Origin of the sequence: Pseudomonas sp. Sample_24, assembly GCF_004307605.1 — a bacterium.
In the GTDB taxonomy this organism is placed as follows: domain Bacteria; phylum Pseudomonadota; class Gammaproteobacteria; order Pseudomonadales; family Pseudomonadaceae; genus Aquipseudomonas.
In genome coordinates, this window is the sequence record NZ_RCNW01000519.1 from 1 (window position 1) to 1,839 (window position 1,839).

General features: G+C 49.8%; 2 protein-coding genes and 1 pseudogene. All 3 read right to left on the reverse strand.

Annotated features, from left to right (window positions below):
* A pseudogene (locus D8V06_RS29555) lies at nucleotides 1-547 on the reverse strand (type IV secretion protein Rhs); the annotation flags it as partial.
* 257 nt (nucleotides 548-804) lie between these two features.
* Complete coding sequence (locus tag D8V06_RS29560) at nucleotides 805-1,284, reverse strand: hypothetical protein (RefSeq protein ID WP_241667882.1); 480 nt, start codon at nucleotides 1,282-1,284, stop codon at nucleotides 805-807.
* A 1-nt stretch (nucleotide 1,285) separates the two neighbouring features.
* The coding region (locus tag D8V06_RS29565) for an RHS repeat-associated core domain-containing protein (RefSeq protein WP_277751324.1) at nucleotides 1,286-1,839 on the reverse strand (554 nt) is incomplete at its 5' end.

The following is a 1,839-nucleotide window of genomic DNA, read 5'->3' on the forward strand; positions in this document are numbered from 1 at the left end:
ACTCGCCAGCCGGGTCGTATTGATGGCGGCGGTGGATCGGGTTGTAGGCGTGTTCCACCAGCAGGTCGGGCTGGATGCCTGGATTGTGAATTTGCGAGAGCTTTTCTGCCGGTAAGCTAGAGGCGAATTGCCAGGCTTTGCGGCCCATGGCGTCGTAGCCAAAACAACTGGTGAGTTTGCCCTGTGTACGCAGGACTTCGCGATGCAGCTCGTCGCGCTCGATGTCGCTGATGAGCTGGCCGTCGAGGTTGAGTTGGTGCAGGTGGCCACTGCCGTAGTACAGGTGATTGAGGTGTTGGCCGGTAGGCAACATCAGGGTGGTGAGGTTGCTTAGCGGGTCGTACTCGTAGGACAAGGCACCTTGCGCCGTAGTCTCCTGGATCAGGCGGCCGAGCAGGTCGTAGGAGAATTCGAGGGTTTCTTCGCTGACACCCAGTTGCTTGCCCTGCGCGGTCGGCAGGCGTTGGATCGACAGCAGGCGATCGCCGTCGTCATATGCATAATCCTGACGGGCATCGGCATTGAGTTTGGCCAGCAGCCGGCCAATGCTGAGGGCTCACCATAGCTGGTACATTGCTCCACCACACGTTAGCCGCTGTGGATGTTTTCTCAGAGGTAATTAAAGTTCAGGCTCAAGGCATTGATGCGACAGGGAATTGCGTCGTCGACGACATGAACAGAGCATTAGATCACCTGACAACAAACTAATCATGTTATAAAAGAGCGAAGCGCACATAATTACACCAACTAAAAACCCCTCACCAAACTGCCGCCAACGGAGATTCTCAACTCATCCATCGCAAATCAAATAACGACTATTTCATCCTTACAGAAGCCAACAGGCCAGCGACCACAGTAATACAATTTTATTATTGTCGACCATCGCTCACCAAGTCCGTAATACTCTTCAGAGACATATTGCCTAAAAGCGAAGCAGATTCCATTTCTTGCCGCAAGGCTAAAGTCATGCGGCGCACACAAAAATTTATTTTTATCAAGATTTTTAGTCGCAGCCATTACCGCCTTATTCACCTTCATCCGCATAGCAACAAGATCAGAAGGTGGTTTAGGAATATTATAAAAAGGGTCCGGCTGAGTTGGAGATGTGGGCAGCCACTCAACACAATCGTAGCGCCCCTTAAACTCAGCATCAGAAGGCTCTACAAAAACCTTGCGGACATTTTTTATATATATCAAACGACCATCCTCAGCCCCGTCACCCCCCATATTAAAAAAAAAGTCGGACCCTTCTATTTTTTTACACTCTTCGTCAATATCAATCATATTACAATCTCAAATCAGTTATTGTACCAGGCGGCAGAGCCTTTCTTCCTTGTTGAATTGTTGTCCTGAGAACTCCACCTGCGGCATGCGGACCTGGAATTCCTGGCAAGGAATGATTAGGTAACGAGCCGTGTGTCGGCATTAGATTCCACCACTTGTTTGCGCCACCGCTTTCCAAAGGGATGATGTGATGGGGAGTTGCTCCAGATGGCCATACTCTACCGGTGTTGGCTTCCCATTGCTTCATCAAATAGTTTTGACTACCCACAAATTCTTTACGTGCCATCTGATTTTGAAACACAGTACGCCTCTGAACAACGGGCAGATTTCCTTTCAATATCTGCGCTTGCTTCGCAGTGATTTCCCCGCCAGCAGACGCGACCTTGTTCGCATCATTTACTACCCTTTCATGAAGCGACGAACATGCTAACCCTAAAGGGTCTATCCAACCTAACGGGTTGCTTCCATATTGATAGAGATTATCCCCCCCCATTAACCCTATCGGATCCTGCGTAACAAACCGCCCCACCTCCGGATCGTAATACCGAAACGTGT